The 15,781-nt window shown below is 73.6% G+C and carries 16 protein-coding genes; 10 read left to right on the forward strand and 6 right to left on the reverse strand.

Features of this window, described 5'->3' with window-relative positions; translation table 11 throughout:
- Positions 1 to 237 precede the first annotated feature (237 nt).
- A complete protein-coding gene (locus ACFY7E_RS23005) occupies positions 238 to 1,449 on the forward strand; it encodes a helix-turn-helix domain-containing protein (protein ID WP_389487645.1) in 1,212 nt (403 codons plus the stop codon).
- Between the two features lie 51 nt (positions 1,450 to 1,500).
- Complete coding sequence (locus ACFY7E_RS23010) at positions 1,501 to 2,046, forward strand: flavoprotein (RefSeq protein WP_389487647.1); 546 nt, start codon at positions 1,501 to 1,503, stop codon at positions 2,044 to 2,046.
- A gap of 59 nt (positions 2,047 to 2,105) precedes the next feature.
- Here the strand turns inward: ACFY7E_RS23010 and ACFY7E_RS23015 are convergent, their stop codons facing one another.
- Positions 2,106 to 3,320, reverse strand: coding sequence for an acyl-CoA dehydrogenase family protein (locus tag ACFY7E_RS23015; protein ID WP_389487649.1), 1,215 nt, complete (start codon positions 3,318 to 3,320; stop codon positions 2,106 to 2,108).
- Between the two features lie 213 nt (positions 3,321 to 3,533).
- On the opposite strand from ACFY7E_RS23015, the gene ACFY7E_RS23020 reads away from it, so the two are divergent.
- Positions 3,534 to 4,181 (forward strand): TetR family transcriptional regulator, encoded by a 648-nt coding sequence (locus ACFY7E_RS23020; RefSeq protein ID WP_389487651.1) that lies wholly within the window; start codon positions 3,534 to 3,536, stop codon positions 4,179 to 4,181.
- A 17-nt stretch (positions 4,182 to 4,198) separates the two neighbouring features.
- On the opposite strand, the gene def is transcribed toward ACFY7E_RS23020, so the two are convergent.
- Positions 4,199 to 4,759: a peptide deformylase gene (gene def, locus ACFY7E_RS23025; protein WP_389487653.1), complete on the reverse strand. Its 561-nt coding sequence runs from the start codon at positions 4,757 to 4,759 to the stop codon at positions 4,199 to 4,201.
- 125 nt (positions 4,760 to 4,884) lie between these two features.
- Between def and ACFY7E_RS23030 the strand changes: the two genes are divergently transcribed.
- The 5 genes from ACFY7E_RS23030 to ACFY7E_RS23050 all read left to right on the forward strand — a co-directional run bounded on the left by ACFY7E_RS23030 (position 4,885) and on the right by ACFY7E_RS23050 (position 9,523).
- A complete protein-coding gene (locus ACFY7E_RS23030; protein ID WP_383439168.1) occupies positions 4,885 to 6,132 on the forward strand; it encodes a MurT ligase domain-containing protein in 1,248 nt (415 codons plus the stop codon).
- A gap of 19 nt (positions 6,133 to 6,151) precedes the next feature.
- Complete coding sequence (locus ACFY7E_RS23035; protein WP_383439170.1) at positions 6,152 to 6,880, forward strand: type 1 glutamine amidotransferase; 729 nt, start codon at positions 6,152 to 6,154, stop codon at positions 6,878 to 6,880.
- Between the two features lie 158 nt (positions 6,881 to 7,038).
- On the forward strand, positions 7,039 to 8,064 hold the full coding sequence (locus tag ACFY7E_RS23040; protein ID WP_389487656.1) for a 6-phosphofructokinase: 1,026 nt from the start codon (positions 7,039 to 7,041) through the stop codon (positions 8,062 to 8,064).
- 102 nt (positions 8,065 to 8,166) lie between these two features.
- The gene (locus ACFY7E_RS23045) at positions 8,167 to 9,117 is read left to right on the forward strand and encodes a cytochrome c oxidase assembly protein (protein ID WP_383439174.1); all 951 of its coding nucleotides are present in this window, start codon (positions 8,167 to 8,169) and stop codon (positions 9,115 to 9,117) included.
- Between the two features lie 172 nt (positions 9,118 to 9,289).
- Positions 9,290 to 9,523 carry a hypothetical protein gene (locus ACFY7E_RS23050; RefSeq protein ID WP_389487658.1) on the forward strand — a complete coding sequence of 78 codons (234 nt, stop codon included), beginning with the start codon at positions 9,290 to 9,292 and terminating at the stop codon, positions 9,521 to 9,523.
- Between the two features lie 17 nt (positions 9,524 to 9,540).
- Here the strand turns inward: ACFY7E_RS23050 and ACFY7E_RS23055 are convergent, their stop codons facing one another.
- Entirely contained in the window at positions 9,541 to 10,533 is a 993-nt protein-coding gene (locus ACFY7E_RS23055) for a DUF3048 domain-containing protein (protein WP_389487660.1), read from the reverse strand.
- Positions 10,534 to 10,643: 110 nt separating this feature from the next.
- On the opposite strand from ACFY7E_RS23055, the gene ACFY7E_RS23060 reads away from it, so the two are divergent.
- Together ACFY7E_RS23060 and ACFY7E_RS23065 are read left to right on the forward strand one after the other, a co-directional pair.
- Entirely contained in the window at positions 10,644 to 11,369 is a 726-nt protein-coding gene (locus ACFY7E_RS23060; RefSeq protein WP_389487662.1) for a lysophospholipid acyltransferase family protein, read from the forward strand.
- A gap of 64 nt (positions 11,370 to 11,433) precedes the next feature.
- A complete protein-coding gene (locus ACFY7E_RS23065; RefSeq protein ID WP_389487664.1) occupies positions 11,434 to 12,477 on the forward strand; it encodes an NAD-dependent epimerase/dehydratase family protein in 1,044 nt (347 codons plus the stop codon).
- Between the two features lie 63 nt (positions 12,478 to 12,540).
- Here the strand turns inward: ACFY7E_RS23065 and ACFY7E_RS23070 are convergent, their stop codons facing one another.
- The 3 genes from ACFY7E_RS23070 to ureG form a co-directional block, all read right to left on the reverse strand.
- Positions 12,541 to 14,130, reverse strand: a complete 1,590-nt coding sequence (locus tag ACFY7E_RS23070) for an alpha/beta hydrolase (protein WP_389487666.1) — start codon at positions 14,128 to 14,130, stop codon at positions 12,541 to 12,543.
- A 179-nt stretch (positions 14,131 to 14,309) separates the two neighbouring features.
- Positions 14,310 to 15,053, reverse strand: a complete 744-nt coding sequence (locus ACFY7E_RS23075; protein ID WP_389487903.1) for an urease accessory protein UreD — start codon at positions 15,051 to 15,053, stop codon at positions 14,310 to 14,312.
- On the reverse strand, positions 15,050 to 15,727 hold the full coding sequence (gene ureG, locus ACFY7E_RS23080) for an urease accessory protein UreG (protein WP_389487668.1): 678 nt from the start codon (positions 15,725 to 15,727) through the stop codon (positions 15,050 to 15,052). The genes ACFY7E_RS23075 and ureG overlap by 4 nt, the downstream gene beginning before the upstream one ends.
- Positions 15,728 to 15,781: the final 54 nt, after the last annotated feature.

Raw genomic sequence — 15,781 nt, forward strand, 5'->3', positions numbered from 1 at the left:
CAGGACCACCACGAGCAACCCGCCGATCACCCGACGGCAGGAATAGTCCGATGATCTGACCACGTGCTCCATGCCCGTCATGCTGACCGGCCCCCCCCCCCGGCCCCCCCCCCCGCCCCCCCCCCCCCCCCCCCCCCCCCCCCCCCGGGGGGGGGGGCGCCCCCCCCCCCCCCCCCCCCCCCCCCCCCCCCACCGCCGTTCCCCCACCGGTCGCGCAGAAGAGCAAGGGATCGGTCCATGCCCGCTATCGCACAGCCGCCGAGCGTCGGCGAGCCCATCGACCCCCTCCCCCGGGAGTTCGCCGATCTGATGAGGCCGGAGATCCCCGGCCTGATCAAGGAGATCGGGGTGGAGGTCCAGCGGACCTACCCCGTGTACGCCCACCTCTTCAACGGGCCCCACTCGGACGCGATCCGCCAGGGCGTGGAGCAGGCCCTGGCCGCCTTCGTGGACCGGGTCGCCGACCCCGGGACGAACTCGGCCCTCCGCGACGAACTGCTGCGCAAGTTCGGCCGGGTGGAGGCCTACGAGGGCCGCGACCTGGACACCCTGCAGGGCGCCTACCGCCTCGGCGCCCGCATCGCGCTGCGCCGGGCCAAGAGCATCGGGCGCACGTACAACCTCTCCCCCACCCTCATCCTGGCCTTCGCGGACGCCCTCTTCGCCTACGTCGAGGAGCTGGAGGCGCTCTCCCGCGAGGGGTACGGCATGGTCCAGGGCCGCGCGATGTCGGACACGGCGGCGCTGCGCAGGCAGCTCCTCCACCTCGTCCTCGCCGGTCCGCCGCTGCCCCGGACGACCATCGCCGAGCTGTGCCGGGAGTCCTCCTGGGAACTGCCCGCCGAGTGCACCATGGTCGCGTTACGGGCCCCGGTCGCCGAACTCGTCCAGGCGGGCCTCGACCGGGACGTCCTCTCCGACCTCAGCCTCCCCCAGCCGCACCTGCTCATCCCCGGCCCGCTCACCGCCGAGCGCCTCACGATGCTCGAGGCCGCCCTGGCCGGCACCCCCGCCGTCGTCGGCCTGACCGTGCCGCCCGCGCAGGCCGCCCACTCCATCCGCTGGGCGCGGCGCGTCCTCCAGCTGATCGACGACGGCGTCGTGCCGGACGCGCCCCTCGTGCGCTGCGAGGAGCACCTGACAACGTTGTGGCTGCTCTCCGACCCGGCGCTCACGCACCACCTCGCCGCGCGCGAACTGGCCCCGCTCGACGGCCTGTCCGGCAGCCGGCGGGACCGGCTGATCGAGACCCTGCGCGTCCACGTCTCCACCCGGGCGCCGGCCGAGCAGGTCGGCGAGATGCTGGGCGTGCACGCCCAGACGGTCCGCTACCGGCTGCGGAACCTGGACAGCCACTTCGGCGACCGGCTCCTCGACCCCGACCGCCGCTTCGCGCTCGAAGCGGTCCTGCGTTCGCTGCACCTCCGCGACGGCAAGCGGAAGGGCTGAGTCCGGACCGAGAGCGTTCCCGTACGACCTCCGTGTGATCGGATGGAGGTCATGAACGTTCGGACCCTGTACCTGTTCAGCAGTGCCGCCTCACCCGTCTTCGACGTCGCCCGGGTCGTCGAGGAGGCGCAGGCCGACGGCTGGGACGTGTGCCTCGGCCTCACGCCGACGGCCGCCCGCTGGCTCGCCGGCTCCCTCGACGGCCTCGCCGCGCTCACCGGCCACCCCGTGCGCTGGGACCACCTGCTCCCCGGGCAGCCGGACGCGTGGCCGGAGCCGGACGCGATCGTGGTGGCGCCGGCCACCTTCAACACGGTCAACCGGTGGGCGCTCGGGCTCACGGACACGTGGCTCGTCGGGGTGGTGGCCGAGGGCATCGGGAAGCGGATCCCGACGGCGGTGATGCCGTGCGTGAACTCCGCGTACGCCGCGCACCCCCGGTTCGACCTGTCCCTGGACATCCTGCGCGGCGCCGGGGTGCGGGTCCTGTACGGCGAGGGCGGGTTCGTGCCGCACGCGCCGGACCTGGAGGACCCCGCCTCCTACCCGTGGCGGACCGCGCTCGACGCGGTCGCGGACGTGCTCCGGCCGTTCTGACGCGTCCGCCCCGCACCCCGGGAGGGGTGCGGGGCGAACGCGCGCCGAGGCGACCTGACTTACTTGGCGATCGTCCGGCTGATGACCAGGCGCTGGATCTCGCTGGTGCCCTCGAAGATGGTGTAGATGGCGGCATCCCTGTGCATGCGCTCCACCGGGTACTCGCGGGTGTAGCCGTTGCCGCCGAGGATCTGGATCGCCTGGCCGGTGACCTCCTTGGCGACCTCGCTGGCGTACAGCTTGGACATGGAGCCCTCGGCCGAGGTGAAGGGCTTGCCGGCCGTCGCCATCCAGGAGGCGCGCCAGACCAGGAGGCGGGCCGCGTCGATCCGGGTGGCCATGTCGGCGAGCTGGAAGGCGACGCCCTGGTTCTCGATGATCGGGCGGCCGAACTGGACGCGGGTCTTCGCGTAGTCGAGGGCCACCTCGTACGCGGCGCGGGCCGTGCCGACGGCCATGGCGCCGACGGCGGGGCGGGAGGCCTCGAAGGTGGCCATGGCGGCGTTCTTCACGCGCTCGCCCCCGGCCTTCGCCTTCTCCCGGGCGCGGGCGAGGCGCTCGTCGAGCTTGTCCTTGCCGCCGAGGAGGCAGTGGCCGGGGATCCGGACGTCCTCCAGGACGACCTCGGCGGTGTGGGAGGCGCGGATGCCGTGCTTCTGGAACTTCTGGCCCTGGGAGAGGCCGGGGGTGTCCGGCGGCACGATGAAGGAGGCGTGCCCCTTGGAGCCGAGCTCCGGGTCGACGACGGCGACGACGACGTGGACGTTGGCGATGCCGCCGTTGGTCGCCCAGGTCTTGGTGCCGTTGAGGACCCACTCGTCCTTGGCCCCGTCGTACACGGCCCGGGTGCGCATGGAGGCGACGTCCGAGCCGGCGTCGGGCTCGGAGGAGCAGAAGGCGGCGACCTTGACGTCGTTCGCGTCGCCGTACATCTGCGGGACCCAGGTGCCGATCTGCTCCTCGGTGCCGTTGGCGAGGACGCCGACGGCGGCGAGGCCGGTGCCGACGATGGAGAGGGCGATGCCCGCGTCGCCCCAGAAGAGCTCCTCCATCGTCATGGGGATGCCGAGGCCGGTCGGGTCGAAGAACTGCTGGGCGTAGAAGTCGAGGGAGTAGATTCCGAGCTTGGCCGCCTCCTGGATGATCGGCCAGGGGGTCTCCTCACGCTCGTCCCACTCGGCGGCCGCGGGACGCATGACGTCGGCCGCGAAGCCGTGGAGCCAGTCGCGCACCTGCTTCTGGTCCTCGTTGAGTTCGAACGTGAACTCGCCCATTTTCCCTCCCAGCAGTATGTTACTTGCGGTAACAGCAGTCTGTTACCGCCTGGTAGGGGCTGTCAACCTGCGCGGAGGCGGTCCGGCCCGACCGGCACCGGGACCGGACCGGGTGTTACGTTGCGACGGCCCGACACACACAGCACACAGCACCGCCGGACCGCCGGGCGCGGGACGGCGGGATCGAGACCGTACGGCCGGGGAGACAGGCACATGGACATCGCGCACCGGACCACCGACCAGCAGACGCCCGCCGAGCAGCGGCGGCGCGAGCTGCTGGAGGCGGCGGACCGGGTGGTGCTCCGGGACGGCCCCAAGGCGTCCATGAACGCGATCGCGGCCGAGGCCGGCATCACCAAGCCGATCCTCTACCGCCACTTCGGCGACAAGGGCGGTCTCTACCGCGCCCTCGCCACCCGGCACACCGACGCGCTCCTCGACGCCCTGCGGGCCGCGCTCGACGCCCCCTCCGACCGGCGCCGCCGGGTCGAGGCCACCCTCGACACCTACCTCGCCTCGATCGAGGCGATGCCCCAGGTCTACCGCTTCCTCATGCATCCCGCCGAGGAACCCCACCAGAACGAGCAGGGCTTCGACGTCGGCCGCCACTCGGCCCCGCTGCTTCGCCGCATGGGCGAGGAGCTCGGCCGGGTCATCGCCGAACGCGTCGACCTGGGCCCCGCCGCCGAGGCCCAGGCCCGGATCTGGGGCCACGGCATCGTCGGCATGATGCACGCGGCCGGCGACTGGTGGCTCGGCGAGCGCCCCTGCTCCCGCGCCGAGCTCGTCCGCAGCCTGGCGGACCTCCTCTGGGGCCGCCTGGCCGAGGCCGACGACCGCGCGGACGGGCCGGGCTTCTGAGACCCGCCGGCGGTGTCTCAGCCCTCCAGGGCCGAGACGCCGCCGCCCCACGGCTGCTTGCGGATCGCTCGCAGCAGACGTGATCTCCGCCACCCCGTGACGTGGTCCGCGTAGACCCCGCCCGCCAGGTGGTCGGCCTCGTGCTGGAGGCAGCGGGCGAAGAACCCCGTGCCCTCGATCCGCACCGGGGCCCCGGTCAGGTCCACGCCCTCCACCACCGCGCGGTCGAACCGGGGCGTCGGGGCCTCCAGGCCCGGCAGGGAGAGACACCCTTCCGGCCCCCCGACCACGTCTCCGTCCGCCTCCACCACGCGCGGGTTCACCACGTGCCCCAGATGGCGGACCTCCTCGTCGTCGGGGCAGTCGTACACGAAGACCCGCAGACCCACGCCCACCTGGTTAGCCGCCAGACCCACCCCGTTCGCCGCGTACATCGTGGCGAACATGTCCTCGACGAGCCGGGCCAGTTCGGGCCCGAAGTCGGTGACGGGCGCGCAGGGCGCGTGCAGCACGGGGTCGCCGAGCAGGGTCATCGCTCGGACCAGGCCGGAACTGCCGGGGATGGGACGGTTTCGCATGCCGGTAAGGGTACGGTCCGCCGTGACCTGCCCGTTTCCCACGACGCTCGGCGGTGCCGCTGTTCGGGCTCCTGGCCGGATCTCGATAGGCTGAGCCCGGACCGACGCGAGGAGGAACAGGAACGATGTCAGGACACCCCGGTAATCCAGAGCCGCTGTCGCCGCGCGCCAAGCTGGCCGTGACGGCGGGCAGGGCCGCGGCCGCGGTGTCGCGGGCGGCGGGGCGCGGCAGCGGATCGGTGATCGGAGGCCGGGTGGCGCTGAAGCTCGACCCCGACCTCCTCGGCCGCCTCGCCCAGCACCTGGACGTCGTCCTGGTGTCGGCGACCAACGGCAAGACGACCACGACCCGGCTGATCGCGGAGGCCCTGCGCGCCGCCGGACCCGTCGTCTCGAACGCCCTGGGCGCCAACATGCCCGCGGGCATCACCTCGGCGCTCGCCGGCGGCTCGGAGTCCAGGTACGGCGTGATCGAGGTCGACGAGAAGTACCTCGCGGGCGTCGCCCGGGACACCACGCCCAAGGCGATCGCGCTGCTCAACCTCTCCCGCGACCAGCTCGACCGCGCCGCCGAGACCCGGATGCTCGCCGAGAAGTGGCGCGAGGGCCTCAACGGCACCAAGGCCGTGGTCATCGCCAACGCCGACGACCCGCTGATCGTGTGGGCCGCCTCCTCCTCCCCCAACGTGGTGTGGGTCGCCGCCGGCCAGGAGTGGAAGGACGACGCCTGGTCGTGCCCCGCCTGCGGCGGCGTCATGCAGCGCCCCGGCGACGACTGGTTCTGCGGCGAGTGCGGCTTCCGGCGCCCCGCGCCGAGCTGGGCGCTCAGCGGCGACCACGTGCTCGACCCGCACGGCTCGGCCTGGCCGATCCGGCTCCAGCTCCCCGGCCGCGCCAACAAGGCGAACGCCACCACCTCGGCCGCCGTCGCCGCCGTCTTCGGGGTGCCGCCGCAGGTGGCCCTGGAGCGCATGTACCAGGTGCAGGCCGTCGCCGGCCGCTACGACGTGGTCTCCTTCCAGAACCGCGACCTGCGTCTGCTCCTCGCGAAGAACCCGGCCGGCTGGCTGGAGACCTTCTCCCTCATCGACGGCCCGCCCGCCCCGGTGATCCTCTCCGTCAACGCGCGCGGCGCCGACGGCACGGACACCTCCTGGCTGTGGGACGTCGACTACGGTCGGCTCGCCGGCCACCCGATCATGGTGATCGGCGACCGCCGGCTCGACCTGGCGGTCCGCCTGGAGGTCGCGGGCGTGGACTTCCGCGTCTGCGAGACCCTCGACGAGGCCGTCACGATGGCCCCGCCCGGACAGATCGAGCTGATCGCCAACTACACCGCCTTCCAGGACGTCCGCCGCCGCGTCGGCAACTGACCCGTAGAGGACATGCAGCATGAGTGACAGCAGCCTGCGCCTGGTCTGGGTCTACCCGGACCTGCTCAGCACCTACGGCGACCAGGGCAACGTCCTCGTCGTCGAGCGCCGCGCCCTGCAGCGCGGTCTCAGCGTCGAGCGCGTCGACGTCCGCAGCGACCAGCCGGTGCCGACCTCGGGCGACATCTACCTGATCGGCGGCGGCGAGGACCGCCCGCAGCGGCTCGCGGCCGAGCGGCTGCGGCGGGACGGCGGCCTGAGCCGGGCCGCCTCCAACGGCGCGATCATCTTCTCGGTCTGCGCCGGCTACCAGATCCTGGGCCACGAGTTCATCAACGACCTCGGCGAGCGCGAGGCCGGCCTCGGGCTCATCGACGTGATCTCGACCCGCGGCGAGGGCGAGCGGTGCGTCGGCGACGTCCTCGCGGACATCGACCCGCGCCTGGGCCTGCCCCAGCTGACCGGGTTCGAGAACCACCAGGGCATCACCCACCTCGGCCCGACGGCCCGGCCGTTCGCCCGGACCGTCCTCGGCAAGGGCAACGGCACCGGCGACGGCACCGAGGGCGCGTACAACGACACCGTCTTCGGCACGTACATGCACGGCCCCGTCATGGCCCGCAACCCGCAGATCGCGGACCTGCTCCTGAAGCTGGCCCTCGACGTGAACGCGCTGCCGCCGACGGACGACCGCTGGTACGAGGCGCTGCGCGCCGAGCGCATCGCGACGGCCACCCAGCCCGCCTGACCGTCCCGCACGGTCCGTCCGCGCCTCTCGTACGAACGTACGTTGTCCACTGTGCGGACATCCGGTTCGGCCCCGCCACCCCGCGACGATAGGGTGGCGGGGATCCAGCCGGACGACGTGGTCCGGGAGTCGGCCCACGTTGCAAAGGTTTTCGGGCTATGCGCATTGGCGTGCTCACCTCCGGCGGAGACTGCCCCGGTCTGAACGCTGTCATCCGGTCCGTCGTCCACCGCGCCGTGGTGGACCACGGCGACGAGGTCATCGGCTTCCACGACGGGTGGAAGGGCCTCCTGGAGTGCGACTACCGCAAGCTGGACCTCGACGCGGTGGGCGGCATCCTCGCCCGCGGCGGCACCATCCTCGGCTCCTCCCGGGTCCAGCCCGCCCATCTGGTCGACGGCGTGGAGCGCGCCCGGGGCCACGTCGCGGACCTCGGCCTCGACGCGATCATCCCGATCGGCGGCGAGGGCACCCTGAAGGCGGCGAACCTGCTCTCCGAGGCGGGCCTCCCGATCGTCGGCGTGCCGAAGACCATCGACAACGACATCGCCTCCACCGACGTCACCTTCGGCTTCGACACGGCCGTCACCGTGGCGACCGAGGCCCTCGACCGGCTGAAGACCACCGCCGAGTCCCACCAGCGGGTCCTGGTCGTCGAGGTCATGGGCCGCCACACCGGCTGGATAGCGCTGCACTCCGGCATGGCGGCCGGCGCGCACGCGGTCGTCGTCCCCGAGCGCCCCTTCGACATGGACGAGCTGACCGCCCGGGTCGGCGCCCGCTTCGAGGACGGCAAGCGCTTCGCGATCGTGGTGGTCGCGGAGGGCGCGAAGCCGCGCGAGGGCTCGATGGAGTTCAAGACCGCCGGCACCGACATCTACGGCCACGAGCGCTTCACCGGCGTCGCCAACCAGCTCTCCGTGGAGCTGGAGCGGCGGCTCGGCAAGGAGGCCCGGCCGGTCATCCTCGGCCACGTCCAGCGCGGCGGCACCCCGACCGCGTACGACCGCGTCCTGGCGACCCGCTTCGGCTGGCACGCGGTGGAGGCGGCGCACCGCGGCGAGTTCGGCATGCTGACCGCGCTGCGCGGCACGGACGTCACGACGGTCCCGCTGGCGCGGGCCGTGGAGACCCTCAAGACGGTCCCGGCCGACCGCTACGCCGAGGCGGAGTGCGTGCTCTGACGGCTGCCGTGCGTGACACCCGCCCCCGGTCGCGATCGCGGCCGGGGGCGGTTCTAGTCTGGTGCGGACAACAAGTGCGAATCGGGCTCCGGGAGTGTACGGATGGATCACAGCGGGCACGGCATGACCACGGACCTGCCGCCGTTCACGCTGGGGCGGGGCCTGGAGTTCTCTCCCGACCTCTTCTTCCTGATCGGCTGCCTCGCTGCGCTCGGCCTGTACGGGTGGGGCGTGGCGCGGCTGCGGCGGCGCGGGGACGCGTGGCCGGTGAGCCGGACGGTGTTCTTCGCGGTCGGCGTCCTCACGGTCGCCCTGGTGATGTGCACCAAGCTGAACGACTACGGCATGGTCATGTTCAGCGTGCACATGGTGCAGCACATGGTGATCTCCATGCTGTCGCCGATCCTGCTGCTGCTCGGCGCGCCGGTGACGCTCGCGCTGCGGGCGCTGCCGGTGGCGGGCCGGGGCTCGACCGGGCCGCGCGAGCTGCTCCTGAAGCTGCTGCACAGCCGGTACATGAAGGTGATCACGCACCCCGGCTTCACGATCCCGATGTTCATCGCGAGCCTCTACGCGCTGTACTTCACGCCCCTCTTCGACTTCCTGATGGGGTCGAAGCCCGGTCACATCGGGATGATGGTCCACTTCCTGATGGTCGGCCTCGTCTTCTTCTGGCCGATCATGGGCGTGGACCCGGGCCCGCACCGGCCGGGGTACGTGATGCGGATGCTGGAGCTGTTCGCGGGCATGCCGTTCCACGCCTTCTTCGGCATCGCGCTGATGATGGCCTCGGAGCCGATGGTCGGGGCGTACGAGAACCCGCCGGCCTCGCTGGGGATCGACGCGCTCGCCGACCAGAACGCGGCGGGCGGCATCGCCTGGGCGTTCAGCGAGATCCCGTCCGTGCTCGTCCTCATCGCGCTCGTCTACCAGTGGTACCACTCCGAGCAGCGGCAGGCGGTCCGCAAGGACCGGGCCGCCGACCGGGACGGGGACAAGGAGCTGGAGGCGTACAACGCCTATCTGACCTCGCTCCAGGCGCGGGGGCGCTGACCTCCGGGAGGTCGTGGACGGGTCCGGTGCCGGTGCGGCGCCGGGCCCGTTCTGCGTGCGGAAGGCGTTTTCCGGCGCGCGCCGGAGCGTCCGGGGAGTAGCGCGTGCCCCCTCCGGCGGGTCACGATGGTCGGGACGGCTTCCGCGGCCCCGGTCGGGAGGAGGACGGACGATGTCCGGTCCCACGAAGACGATGGCGGTGCTCACCTGCGCCGCGCTGGTGCTCACGACGGCGTACACGGTGGCGCTCGGCAGCAGCGGCTGGCTCTGGTTCGGTCTGATGGTGCTGGTCGTGGTGACGATCGGGGTCGCCGCCGCGGAGAACGGGACGGCCCCCGCCGGTCCGCGCCGGCGCCCGCCGGAGCGCCCCGGCCCCATGGGCCCGACGGGCCCCACGGGTCTCTGACCCCTTCCGTACGCCCCTCAGCGCGGCGCGAGGACGATCCAGACCTGCCCCGGGGCGAAGGCCAGGGGCGCGCCGTCCGGCGTGGTGAAGGACGTGCCGGACGCGGTGGAGGGCCGGGACCAGCGGGCCTCGTGGGCGCGCCCGTCGCGCAGGACGAGCGCGGTGCCCTCGCCGACGGTCTCGGTGTACGGGGAGACCGCGCCGGACCGGTCGTGGAAGTCGGAGGGGCGGACGGTGACGCGCTGGACGACGACCGTCTCCGGGGTGAGCGGCCCGGTGTCGGTGGCGCGGGCCTCGCGGCCGTCCATGGCGACCCGCCAGGCGCGGTCGGCGGCGGACCAGGTGAAGGTGTAGCGGGCCGCCGGGTAGCGGACGGTCGAGGTGGTGGCCGGGGTGCCGTCCGGCGGGGCGGCGCCGAAGCGGAAGCCGATGTCCCGGGCGTCCGTGGCGTCCGGGGCGGCGGCGAGGGCTCGGGCGGGGCGCAGGTAGAGGTTGTGCGGGGCGGCCCGGTCCGGGGAGCGCAGGAAGGCGGCGGGCGTGGTGCTCTCGGTGACGGGGTACAGGGGCGCGGCCCGGAGCAGCGGGTTCAGGGCGGACTGCGCCCCGGAGTAGGCGAGGGCGGGCCGGCCGAGGGCGGCGAGCAGGGCGATGTCGGACTCGCGGGCGCTGCGGACGGGTCCGGCGCGCTCGGGGAGGCGGGAGGAGTAGACGGCCAGGAGCCGGGTGGCGCCGCCCTCGACCTGTTCGACGTAGACGAGGTCGGCCGCGCCGAGCCCGGTGTGGGGGCGGGCCGCCGCCACGTTGTCGATCTTGACGGCGAGGACGGGGGCGGGTTCGGCGGGGAGTCCCGTGAGGGGCGAGCGGCCGGCGGGCGCCGTGGTGCCGGGGGGCGGGTCGGACCCGGCCGTGCCGGAGCAGCCGTGGAGACCGGCCGCCGTCAGCGCGCAGAGGAGCGCGGTGAGGATCCGGCCGGGGCGTCTCGTTCCGTTCGTTCCGTGCGCGTTCGTCATGGTGACGCTCCCCCACCAGTGGACCACGGGCCCGAGCGCGGATACAACGGGCGTGGCGGGAAGACGAACGGATGACGGACGGTCCGTCGGACGGGCGAACGGGGTCGCGAGTGTTCTACCAACTGATGAAGTACGTGTTCCTCGGGCCGCTGCTCAAGCTGCTGTTCCGGCCGCGGATCGAGGGGCTCGAGCACGTCCCGGCGGAGGGGGCCGCGATCGTGGCGGGCAACCACCTCTCCTTCTCCGACCACTTCCTGATGCCGGCCGTCCTGGACCGGCGGATCACCTTCCTGGCGAAGCAGGAGTACTTCACGGGGCCGGGCCTCAAGGGACGCCTCACGGCCGCCTTCTTCCGGGCCGCCGGGCAGATCCCGGTGGACCGCTCGGGCAAGGAGGCCGGGCAGGCGGCGATCCGCGAGGGCCTGTGCGTGCTCGACCGGGACGAGCTGCTCGGCATCTATCCCGAGGGGACCCGTTCGCACGACGGGCGGCTCTACAAGGGCAAGGTGGGCGTGGCGGTGATGGCGCTGCGGGCCGGGGTGCCGGTGGTGCCCTGCGCGATGGTGGGGACCTTCGAGATCCAGCCGCCGGGACGGGTCGTGCCGCGGATCCGCCGGGTCACCATCCGGTTCGGGGAGCCGCTGGACTTCTCCCGGTTCGCCGGGCAGGAGGGCGAGAAGGCGGTGGTCCGCGCGGTCACGGACGAGATCATGTACGAGATCCTGCGCCTGTCGGGACAGGAGTACGTGGACGAGTACGCGGCGGTGGTGAAGGCCGCGGAGGCCGGGGGCCCTTCGGAGGGGGAGCCGCGGAAGTTCCCCGGCGGAGAACGCTGAGGGCGGATCCGCGCACGGCGCAATCCCCTGGGCCCGCGCACCGGACGGCCGTAGCGTCCGGTGCATGACCAAGGGACACGCGTTCGTGCTGGGAGCGTCGGGACAGGTGGGGCGGGCGGCCGTGCGGGCCCTCGCCGCGGACGGCTGGGAGGTGACGGCCGCCTCGCGGGGCGGCGGGAGGGACGACGGGTGGCCGGAGGAGGTCCGGTCGGTGCGGCTCGACCGGAACGAGGAGGGGGCGCTCGCGGCGGGGATCGGCGACGGCTGCGACGTGCTCGTGGACATCGTCGCGTACGACCGGGACCACGCCCGGCAGGCGACGGGGCTCGCCGACCGGATCGGTTCGGCGGTGGTGGTGTCGAGCGGCGCCGTCTACGAGGACGACCGGGGGCGCAGCTTCGACACCCAGGACGAGCCGGACGGCTTCCCCGCCTATCCGGTGCCGATCCCGGAGGAGTGGCCGACGGTCGCGCCGGGCGACACCACGTACGGGACGCGGAAGATCGCCCTGGAGCGGGAGTTGCTCGCGGCCGGCGGGGCGCTGCCGACGACGCTGCTGCGGGCGGGCGCGATCCACGGGCCGTACTGCCCGGGGCCGCGCGAGCTGTGGTTCGTGAAGCGGGCGCTCGACGGGCGGCCGGTGCGCGTCCTCGCGTACGGCGGGAGGTCGCGGTTCCACCCGGCGCACGTGGACAACCTCGCGGAACTGATCCGGCTGGCGGCGGCGAGGCCGGGGAGCCGGGTGCTCAACGGCGCCGATCCGCAGGCGCCGACGGTGGCGGAGATCGGGGCCGCGGTCGACGCGGTCCTGGGGGTGGAGAGCGAGCACGTGCTGATCGAGGGGGCGCCGGAGGGCCCCGGGGGCCTGGTGGGGCTCACGCCGTGGACCTCGGAGCACCCGATCGTCTACGACATGACGGCGGCGGAGCGGGAACTGGGCTACCGGCCGGTGGTGTCGTACGCCGACTCGCTGCCGGAGACGGTGGAGTGGCTGGCCGGACGGGTGCGGGGGCGGGAGTGGCGGGAGGCGTTCCCGAACCTCGCGAAGTACGGGGTGGACTGGTTCGACTACGCGGCGGAGGACGCGTGGCTCGCGGCGCGCGGATGACGACCGGGTGAGAGGGGGCGGACCACCGGCGGTCCGCCCCCTCTCACCGGTGTGCCCGTGCCGTTACGGCTGCGGGGTGGCGTGCGGGGCGCAGGTCTGGTCCCCGGCGTCCAGCCTGCCGCTCAGCAGGTAGGCCTCGACCTTGGTGTTGAGGCACGGATTGACCAGGCCGGTGATGCCGTGCGAGCCGGCGTCCCGCTCCGTGATCAGGCGCGAGCCCTTGAAGCGCTTGTGCAGTTCGACGGCGCCCTCGTACGGGGTGGCGGCGTCGCGCTCGGACTGGGCGATGAGCACCGGCGGCAGGCCCGGGCGGGTCTTCACCTCGACCGGCCGCTGCCGCGGGGCGGACCAGGTGGCGCAGGGCAGGTTCAGCCAGGCGTTGGACCAGGTCATGAACGGGTACTTCCGGTGGAGGCGGGTGTTGTCCCGGTCCCACTTCTTCCAGCTGGTCGGCCAGGGGGCGTCGGCGCACTCGACGGCGGTGTAGACGGCGTTGCCGTTCTCCGCGGCGGCGTTGCCGGCCGTGTCGGTGGGGTCGGCGGCGGCCGCGTCGATCAGCGGCTGCGGGTCACCGGCGGCGTAGGCGCTCCAGGCCTTCGCGACGGGGGCCCACATGGAGTCGTAGTAGGGCGCGTTCTGGAAGAAGCCGATGAGTTCGGCCGGTCCGACCTTGCCGCCTAGGGGGTTCTTCTCGGCGGCGGCGCGCAGGACGTCCCACTGCTCGCGGACCTCGGTGTAGCTGTCGCCGAGGTGGTAGGCGGCGTCGTTCCGGGCGACCCAGGTCATCCAGTCCTTCAGGCGGCCCTCGAAGGCGATGTCCTGGTCGAGGTTGGCCTCGTACCAGATCTTGTCCCGGGAGGGGTTGACGACGCTGTCGAGGACCATGCGGCGGACGTGGGCCGGGAAGAGGGTCCCGTAGACCGCGCCGAGGTAGGTGCCGTAGGAGACGCCGACGAAGTTGAGCTTCTTCTCGCCGAGGGCGGCGCGGATGACGTCGAGGTCGCGGGCGCTGTTGGGCGTGGTCATGAAGGGCAGCATGTCGCCGCTCTTCTCGGCGCAGCCGTCGGCGTACTCGGCGGCGAGCTTGCGCTGGGCGCGCTTGTCGGCCTCGCTGTCGGGGACCGGGTCGGCCTTGGGGCCCTTGACGAACTCGGTCGGGTCGACACAGGAGACGGGGGCGGAGCGGCCGACGCCGCGCGGGTCGAAGCCGACGAAGTCGTAGGCCTTGGCGGCGCCCGCCCAGACGGCGTTCTTGGTGGTGACGCGGCGGGGGAAGCGCAGGCCGGAGGCGCCGGGGCCGCCGGGGTTGTAGAGCAGGGCGCCCTGGCGCTCGGCGGGGGTGCCGGTGGAGTCGATCCGGTCCACGGCGAGCTTGATCTTCTTGCCGTTCGGCCTGGCGTAGTCGACGGGGACGGTGACCCAGCCGCACTGGATCGGCTTCTCCAGGCCCCAGCCGGCCGGACAGTCCTGCCAATCGACGCCCGTGGCCGCGGCCCGGGCCGCGGCGACGGCGACGCCGACCGACTCGGCGTCCCTGTGGTGCCGGTCGCTCGCGGCGTTCGCGGCGTTCGCGGCCGGAGCCGCGAGCGCGCCCGCGACGAGCGCGCCCGCTATCAGCGTGCCGGCCGAGCCGAGCACTGTCGTACGTCTCACGTGTCCTCCCCCGGTGGGGGCGCCGTTTCCCGTGGTGGCGCCGGGTGTTGGTGGTCCAGGGGATCCTTTCGCCCGGGGTACCCGGGAGGAAAGGGCGAACGCGTGTTTCTTTGCCGAACCAATAACCGGAGAGCGGTGTACCGCTGAGCGGTGATCCGCCCGGCGCGGGCGGGCGGGGTTCAGAACGGGGCGAGGACGTCCAGGGCGGTGTCGAGGAGGCGGCGCAGGGCCAGGGCGTCCGGGGCCACGGCGGTGACGAGGGCGGCGGGGCCGGCGAGCGGGGCGATCACCGCGTGCTCCCCGAGCAACCGGGTCTCCACCGGTTTCTCCGCGAACGCCGGGTCGACGACGAGGAGTTGCCCGGTGGCCCGGTGGCCGCCGAGGACCGCGCCGCCGTCCCAGCCGCCGGGGGCGCCGGGGCCGAAGGACAGCTCCTGGTCGAGCAGGGGGCGCCCGGCACGGCGGACGGTGAGACGGGTGGTGAGGGTGCCGGGCGGTTCGCCGTGCCGCCCGAGGACCTGCTCCTCGCGCAGGACGAGCCGTGCGGTGGGGGCGAGTTCGACGGTGGTGCGCATCCGCAGGCGCGAGCCCTCGACGGAGACCACCTGCTCGGGCAGCCAGCGGAGCACGCCGTCGTCGGCGACGTCGATCCGGACGTCGTACGCGGCGGGCTCGGCGCTCCGGCCCGGCAGGGCGAGGGTGGCGGCGGCCGAGTCGACCAGGAGCCGGGCCCCGGCCCGTACCGCCGTCTCGATCGCGAGCCGGTCGCCGCCGAGCGGGGCGCTCATCGCCCCGACGACGGTGACCCGGGTGTACGGCTCCGCCGCCCGGGTGCGGCGCAGGGCGAGCGGGCCGTCGCTCACCAGGAGCGGCAGCCCTCCGTCGGCGTCGGCGGCGATCCGGGCGGTGGCGCGCAGGCTCACGCGGTCCACGCCGCGAGCCGCGCCCGGACCCAGTCGGCGACGGGGCCGACGCCCTCCGCCGAGCGGAGGGAGGTGAGGAGGACGGGCAGTTCGCCGCGCTGCTCCTCGGCGTCGCGGGCCATCCGCTCCAGGTCGGAGCCGACGTACGGGGCGAGGTCGGTCTTGTTGACGACGAGGAGGTCGGCGGTGGTGACGCCGGGGCCGCCCTTGCGGGGGATGTCGTCGCCGCCGGCGACGTCGATGACGAAGATCTGGGCGTCGACGAGCCCCTTGGAGAAGGTGGCGGTGAGGTTGTCGCCGCCGGACTCGACGAGGATCAGGTCGAGCGGCCCGACGGCGTCCTCCAGCTCCTCGACGGCTTCGAGGTTGGCGGAGATGTCGTCGCGGATGGCGGTGTGCGGGCAGGCGCCGGTCTCCACGGCCCGGATGCGCTCGGGCGGCAGGACGGCCTCGCGGAGCAGGAACTCGGCGTCCTCGCGGGTGTAGATGTCGTTGGTGACGACGGCGAGGGAGAGGGTGTCGCGCAGGGCGCGGCAGAGGGCGGCGACGGTGGCGGTCTTGCCGGAGCCGACCGGTCCGCCGAGTCCGACGCGCAGGGCGCGGCGGGTGCCGTCGGGACGGTGGGCGTCGGCGGAGACGGCGCCGTGGTGGGTGGGGGCGTGGTCGAGGTGCATGGGGCGGCTCCGGGGTGGTCGTGTCGGGGGAAGGGGGCGGGGTGCCGGGGTACC

Source organism: Streptomyces sp. NPDC012825 (assembly GCF_042900925.1).
Classification (GTDB): Bacteria; Actinomycetota; Actinomycetes; order Streptomycetales; family Streptomycetaceae; genus Streptomyces.

Bases quoted from the DNA above. Each gene is read 5' to 3' on its own strand.
- def (WP_389487653.1), bottom strand. From the start codon at position 4,759: ATGCGAAACCGTCCCATCCCCGGCAGTTCCGGCCTGGTCCGAGCGATG.
- ACFY7E_RS23040 (WP_389487656.1), top strand. From the start codon at position 7,039: ATGCGCATTGGCGTGCTCACCTCCGGCGGAGACTGCCCCGGTCTGAAC.
- ACFY7E_RS23005 (WP_389487645.1), top strand. From the start codon at position 238: ATGCCCGCTATCGCACAGCCGCCGAGCGTCGGCGAGCCCATCGACCCC.
- ACFY7E_RS23050 (WP_389487658.1), top strand. From the start codon at position 9,290: ATGTCCGGTCCCACGAAGACGATGGCGGTGCTCACCTGCGCCGCGCTG.
- ACFY7E_RS23020 (WP_389487651.1), top strand. From the start codon at position 3,534: ATGGACATCGCGCACCGGACCACCGACCAGCAGACGCCCGCCGAGCAG.
- ureG (WP_389487668.1), bottom strand. From the start codon at position 15,727: ATGCACCTCGACCACGCCCCCACCCACCACGGCGCCGTCTCCGCCGAC.
- ACFY7E_RS23010 (WP_389487647.1), top strand. From the start codon at position 1,501: ATGAACGTTCGGACCCTGTACCTGTTCAGCAGTGCCGCCTCACCCGTC.
- ACFY7E_RS23055 (WP_389487660.1), bottom strand. From the start codon at position 10,533: ATGACGAACGCGCACGGAACGAACGGAACGAGACGCCCCGGCCGGATC.
- ACFY7E_RS23030 (WP_383439168.1), top strand. From the start codon at position 4,885: ATGTCAGGACACCCCGGTAATCCAGAGCCGCTGTCGCCGCGCGCCAAG.
- ACFY7E_RS23045 (WP_383439174.1), top strand. From the start codon at position 8,167: ATGGATCACAGCGGGCACGGCATGACCACGGACCTGCCGCCGTTCACG.
- ACFY7E_RS23035 (WP_383439170.1), top strand. From the start codon at position 6,152: ATGAGTGACAGCAGCCTGCGCCTGGTCTGGGTCTACCCGGACCTGCTC.
- ACFY7E_RS23015 (WP_389487649.1), bottom strand. From the start codon at position 3,320: ATGGGCGAGTTCACGTTCGAACTCAACGAGGACCAGAAGCAGGTGCGC.
- ACFY7E_RS23065 (WP_389487664.1), top strand. From the start codon at position 11,434: ATGACCAAGGGACACGCGTTCGTGCTGGGAGCGTCGGGACAGGTGGGG.